Origin of the sequence: Gluconobacter potus (assembly GCF_015244705.1) — a bacterium.
GTDB lineage: Bacteria > Pseudomonadota > Alphaproteobacteria > Acetobacterales > Acetobacteraceae > Gluconobacter > Gluconobacter potus.
Genome location: NZ_JABCQF010000017.1, coordinates 26,096 through 32,161, shown reverse-complemented (window position 1 = coordinate 32,161; position 6,066 = coordinate 26,096). Strand labels below are relative to the sequence as shown.

At 56.5% G+C, this 6,066-nt stretch carries 2 protein-coding genes and 4 pseudogenes; 4 read left to right on the top strand and 2 right to left on the bottom strand.

The annotated features are described in order from the left end of the window. Nucleotides 1-107: pseudogene (locus HKD31_RS14565) on the top strand (IS5/IS1182 family transposase); the annotation flags it as partial. Between the two features lie 42 nt (nucleotides 108-149). Here the strand turns inward: HKD31_RS14565 and HKD31_RS14560 are convergent. After that, nucleotides 150-1,027 (bottom strand): annotated as a pseudogene (locus HKD31_RS14560) (IS3 family transposase); the annotation flags it as partial. Between the two features lie 63 nt (nucleotides 1,028-1,090). Between HKD31_RS14560 and HKD31_RS14555 the strand changes: the two are divergent. After that, nucleotides 1,091-1,395, top strand: a pseudogene (locus tag HKD31_RS14555) (transposase); the annotation flags it as partial. A gap of 33 nt (nucleotides 1,396-1,428) precedes the next feature. Here the strand turns inward: HKD31_RS14555 and HKD31_RS14550 are convergent. Continuing rightward, nucleotides 1,429-2,025 (bottom strand): recombinase family protein, encoded by a 597-nt coding sequence (locus HKD31_RS14550; RefSeq protein WP_029329811.1) that lies wholly within the window; start codon nucleotides 2,023-2,025, stop codon nucleotides 1,429-1,431. A 156-nt stretch (nucleotides 2,026-2,181) separates the two neighbouring features. On the opposite strand from HKD31_RS14550, the gene HKD31_RS14545 reads away from it, so the two are divergent. Both HKD31_RS14545 and HKD31_RS14540 read left to right on the top strand, forming a co-directional pair. After that, nucleotides 2,182-5,139 carry a Tn3 family transposase gene (locus HKD31_RS14545; RefSeq protein ID WP_194265688.1) on the top strand — a complete coding sequence of 986 codons (2,958 nt, stop codon included), beginning with the start codon at nucleotides 2,182-2,184 and terminating at the stop codon, nucleotides 5,137-5,139. 89 nt (nucleotides 5,140-5,228) lie between these two features. Continuing rightward, nucleotides 5,229-6,062: pseudogene (locus tag HKD31_RS14540) on the top strand (IS3 family transposase); the annotation flags it as partial. Nucleotides 6,063-6,066 lie beyond the last annotated feature (4 nt).

The window sequence follows — 6,066 nt, the reverse complement described above, 5'->3', positions numbered from 1 at the left end:
GTTATCTCCCGATGTCAGGGCAGATCCTGGATGCAACGCTGGTCGCGGCTCCCAGGCAGCGCAACACAAATGCTGAGAAAGCGGATCTGCGTGAAGGGCGGATCCCACAGGGTAATCCCCCCATTTTTAGTGGGGCATTGAATGAGAATTCAGGCAGCTGTTTTTAGTTTCTGGGCGGGGGTTAGCCCGCTGTTCCCCATGTTGGGTCTGTCATGGTTATATGTCCAGAGCCATTGTGTTGCGACCTCCTGCACGTCCTGAATGCTTTCAAACAAATACTGCTCCAGCCATTCCTGCCGGACAGTTCTGTTGTAGCGTTCAATATAGGCGTTCTGCTGCGGATTACCCGGTTGCGTATAGATCAGGGTAATCCCCTGTTTTTCGGCCCATGAAACCAACGTATGACTGACATATTCAGGGCCATTATCCATTCGGATGGCTTCTGGCCTGCCACGCCACTCCATAACCTGTTCCAGACAGCGGACAACCCGACAGGCTGGCAGGGAAAAATCAACCTCGATCGCCAGTCCTTCACGATTGAAGTCATCCAGAATGTTCAGGAGCCGAAAAGCACGTCCATCCATCAGCCTGTCCGCCATAAAATCCATGGACCAGACCCTGTTGGGAAGGGTCGGAACCGACAGCTTTTCAGGCTTTTCGCGAACCAGACGCCTGCGGGGTTTAATCCGCAGGTTGAGTTCCAGTTCCCGATAGATCCGATAAACCCGCTTATGATTCCAGAGCTGTCCCTGCACATTGCGCAGATACAGGAAACACAGACCAAATCCCCATCTCCTGTGAGCCTGGGTCAGTCCCACCAGAAGAGCGGCAATCCTGTCGTTCTCCGCTGCCAGTCGCGGACGATAGCGAAAGCAGGTCTCGGATATCCCAAAAATCCGACAGGTCAGCGCAATGCTGACCCCATGATGCGCCACAGCTTGTGCGGCCAGTTCCCGGCACTGGGCTGGCCGCTTCATTTTTTTCCAAGGGCTTCCTTCAGGATATCCGTCTGCATGCTCAAATCCGCTGACGTGCCCCCCGGAAATATAACCATTTAAAAGTAGAGTCCGATCGAGAAGGATACGGACGGATGAAGCGCAGTCGTTTTACGGAAGAGCAGATCATAGGGATCCTGAAGGAACAGGAATCCGGGCTGAAGGTCTCTGATCTTTGCCGTAAGCACGGGATCAGTGACGCGACCTTCTACAAATGGAAGACCCGTTATGGTGGCCTTGAGGTATCCGAGGCCAAACGGCTGAAGGCGCTGGAAGATGAAAACAGCCGCCTGAAACGTCTTCTGGCGGATGCCATGCTGGATAATGCGGCGCTGAAGGAGATCGTTGGAAAAAAGTGGTAACGCCTGTCGCGAAACGGCAGGCGGTCCGACACATTCAGGGGTCACGACACGAAAGTGTACTTTACGTACGCTTAGAGTGAACCCAACAAGAACGTTGAGGCTGTTCTGCTGAGAGTTCGATAGACAGTTGGCCGAGAAATAGAAAACAGTTCTGAAAGATCGCTGATGGAGTAATCGCCGGTATCATACATCCGGCGAAGCTCTTTTTGCTGACGTTCAGAAAGCTTGGGTTTCTTTCCGCGTAGTTTACCTTTGTCGCGTGCAACGGCCATCCCTTCACGAGTACGCATCCGGATCAGATCGGCTTCAAACTCCGCGAAAGTCGCAAGGATGTTGAAGAACAACTTGCCCATTGGATCAGACGGATCGTGAATACTGTTCCCAAGTTGAAGCTTCACGCCACGGGATGCCAGGCTGTCGCCAATAAGCCGTGCATCAGGGACAGAGCGGGCCAGTCGATCAAGCTTTGGTACGACCAAAGTATCGCCACTACGAACAGCCGCCAGTGCCTGGTCAAGGCCGGCCCTTTCCCGGTTCGTGCCGGTGAAGCCCTTGTCGGTGTAAATACGATCGGCAGAAACACCGAGTTTGAGCAGTTCCTGATGCTGGGCCGCGAGATCCTGTTTGTCCGTCGAGCAGCGGGCATAGCCGATCATTATGTGTGTCATACGGGAAAGTGTAACGTATAAGGCCCCATGACTGCAAAACATATGGTACCACCTTTATGAGACACAGCACACGGCTGTATTCCATGACGTGTTGCACTTGTCCGGGACAGTCCGTCCAACGATCCCCTTCCGGACACATGAAGGAGACATCCGATCATGGCGCGGCGCCGTCTTCTGACCCGTGAAGCTCTCGCCCGACATTACGAGCCTTCTGTCGATGATCGCGAGATCACGAGACATTTTACACTCAGCCAGGATGACTTCGATCTGATCGCAACCCGCCGCGGAGAAACCTCCCGATTGGGTTTCACGATGGTCATGCTCTACATGCGCTGGCCGGGACGGGTGCTGGAATCTGGTGAAACACCACCGGCTCCCATTCTGTCATTTGTTGCGCGGCAGCTCGACCTGTCCCCTGGGCTCTGGTCCCATTACGGACGTCGTGACGAAACCCGTCGATCCCATCTGGCCCACCTGATGAAGCGTTATGGCTACCGAACCTTCGATCGGTCGGCATTTCATGACATGACCGGTTTCGCGATGCCAATTGCACATCATGTGACCCAGCCATCCCGCATGGCTGCGATCCTGATTGACGAGATGCGTCGCCGAAGCATTCTCCTGCCGTCGGTCACTGTCATTGAAGCCTTGGTGCGCCGTGCTCGCCAGCAGGCCGATCACCTTGTCCATGACGTCCTTGCAGGGGATCTGCCGCCGGAAACCCGTTGTCGTTTGGACAAAATGCTGGAGCGTCGTGGCGATCGCAGTGCCTCCTGGCTCTCGTGGCTGCGTAACCCGCCCTTGTCACCAGCCGCGCGCAATATCCTGCGATTGCTGGAACGCCTGGAGTGTGTACGATCCCTGAACCTCGACAGCGCTCGCGCCACGACCATACCGCGTGTGGCCTTTGACCGTTTGAGCGAAGAAGCTGCCCGGATTACGCCCCAGCATCTGGCCGAGCTTCGGTCATCCCGTCGTTACGCCATTCTGGTGGCAGCCGGGGTCCGACTTGAGGAGGTTCTAACCGACGCGACCCTCACAATGATGGACAAACTCCTCGGAAGCATGATGCGCCGTGCCGAGCACCGGATCCGTGACAAAGCGATTGTCACCATGCGATCGTTGCAGGCCCAGCTTCGTCTGCTGACAACCTCCTGCCGTCATCTGATTGAGGCGCGTGATCAGGGTGTTGATTCACTGTCTGCCATTACGGGAATTGACTGGCCCCGCCTCCAGGACGCCATCGGCAGGGCTGAAACCCTGACAGCTCCAGAGACCATTGATCGCACGGCCGAACTGATCAACCGGCATCGCTCTCTTCGTCCTGCCATTGGTCCATTCCTGAACGCGTTCCAGTTTCAGGGTGGTCGCACGGTACAGGGATTACTGAAGGCGGTGCAGATCATTGGAGACCTCTATCGGACCGGTAAACGCCGCTTGCCTGACTCCTGTCCGATCCGTTTCATTCCGCCTTCCTGGCACAGCTTTGTCAGGCCAGAGGGAACAGTCATACGACAGGCTTACGAACTCTGTGTTCTGACCCAGCTGCGCGAGCGTCTGCGTGCCGGAGACATCTGGGTAACGGAAAGTCGCCAATACCGCGCATTCGACACCTACCTTCTTCCGGAAGCCACGTTTGCAGCGATGCGCGCGCAAGGACCGTTGCCTCTGGCGATCAATGCTACGGCTGACACGTTCCTTTCTCAACGGCGTGCAGTGCTGGAAACCGCGCTGAACCGGGTGACGGCTCTTGCCAGGAAGGGCGAGTTGTCACAGGTCCGGCTTGATGCACATGGTCTTGTGATTTCGCCTCTGAAAGCAATTACACCCCCTGCTGTGGAAGAGTTGAGGCGGGCGGCTTACGACCGGCTGCCACGGATCAAGATTACTGATCTTCTGCTGGAAGTGGACCGCTGGATCAGCTTCACCGACTGCTTTACCCATCGTCGTTCCAGCCGTGTCGCGGATGACAAAAACGCCCTGCTGACGGTGATCCTGGCGGATGGGATTAATCTTGGTCTGACACGCATGGCCGACACCTGTCAGGGTGCCACCCTGCGCCAGTTGGCGCATCTGCATGACTGGCATATCAGCGAGACCGGATACGCCGAAGCCCTTGGCCGTATGGTTGCAGCCCATCGTGGGCTGCCGCTGGCGTCACTCTGGGGAGACGGCACATCGTCCTCAAGTGATGGTCAATTGTTTCATGCAGGTGGCAGAGGCGCTGCGATCAGCGATATCAATGCGCGCAATGGCAGTGAACCGGGCGTCAGTTTCTACACCCACATCTCCGATCAGTATGATCCGTTTTCGACCCGGGTGATTGCGGCGACGGCCGGTGAAGCACCCTATGTTCTGGATGGGCTGCTGTATCATGCCAACGGGCTTTCCATTGAAGAGCATTATACCGACACGGGTGGGGCGTCAGATCATGTTTTCGGGCTGATGCCATTCTTCGGTTATCGATTTGCGCCCAGGATACGGGATCTGAAAGAGCGGAAACTTCACCTGTTTCCGGGACAACACCCGGGCGAACTTCTGGGTGGGATGGCCGGTGACCTGATCAATACCAACCATATTGTGGAATACTGGGACGATCTGCTGCGTCTCGTTACATCCATTCGGAGTGGAACCGTGACGGCTTCGGCTATGCTGCGGAAGCTCGGATCTTATCCCCGTCAGAATGGTCTGGCTGTTGCCTTGCGTGAAGTTGGCCGGATCGAGCGGTCGGTTTTCATGCTCGACTGGATACAGGATCTGGATTTGCGCAGGCGAACCCAGGCAGGGCTCAACAAGGGAGAAGCCCGGAATGCGCTGGCTCGGGCGCTCTTCTTCAACCAGCTTGGTGAACTGCGGGATCGGCGTTTTGAAAATCAGGCTTATCGAGCGTCAGGTTTAAACCTGCTGGTGGCAGCGGTTATCCTATGGAATACGCGCTATCTTCAGTCTGCCATCGCAACGCTCGGCATTTCCGATGACCTGGCGCGGCATATTGCACCCCTCGGCTGGGAGCATATCTCTCTGACAGGGGACTATCGCTGGAATGTCGATGAGCAGCCCGAAGCGGGCGCGTTACGTCCGCTTCGGGTGCCTGCATCCCTGCTTGTCGCTTGAACCCCAATGCTGGCGGTTCTGTAGGTGTTCACCCTAAGCGTACGTAAAATACACTTTCGTGTCGTGACCCCATTCAGGAAGCTCTGGCCCTGAGTGAACGCCGAGCCTGTGCGCTTGTTGGTGTTGCCAGGCGTGTCGCGCGGTATGTTTCTACCGGAGCGGACGATGCTGCCCTGCGCCAGCGCCTACGGGAACCGGCGGACCAACGACGCCGCTTTGGCTATCGCCGCCTGGGTTATCTTCTGGCGCGGGAAGGATTCAGCCCCAATCACAAGAAGCTGTTCCGCCTTTATCAGGAGGAAGGGCTGAAAGTCCGCCATCGGGGTGGCCGCAAGAGGGCACTGGGGAGGCGTTCTCCCATGACCATCCCTCAGGAACCCGGGCAGCGCTGGAGCCTGGATTTTGTCTCGGATGCCCTGATCTGTGGCCGCCGGTTCCGCATTCTAGCTGTTATCGACGATTTCAGTCGCAAGAACCTGGCATTGGTTGCCGACACGTCATTATCAGGTGGACGGGTGGCGCGGGAACTGACGGCCCTGGTAGAACGATATGGCAAACCCCTCATGATTGTCAGCGACAACGGTACGGAGTTCACATCCCATGCCATCCTGAAATGGGCGGATGAGATGAAGATTGAATGGCACTATATCGCCCCCGGGAAACCGCAACAGAACGGCTTTGTCGAAAGTTTCAACGGCCGGTTGAGGGATGAATGCCTCAACGAGACGCTGTTCACGTCTCTCAGCCATGCCCGACAGGTTCTGGCTGACTGGCGGGAAGACTACAATACGGTGCGCCCCCATTCCCAGCTGGGTGGCAGGACACCGGATCAGGTCGCCAGACAAGTGTTTCGGGGGCATGCCCCCGAGACACTTGTCATCCCATCAACCCAAAGCCATAAAAAACGGGAACTCTCCTTTTGAGTGG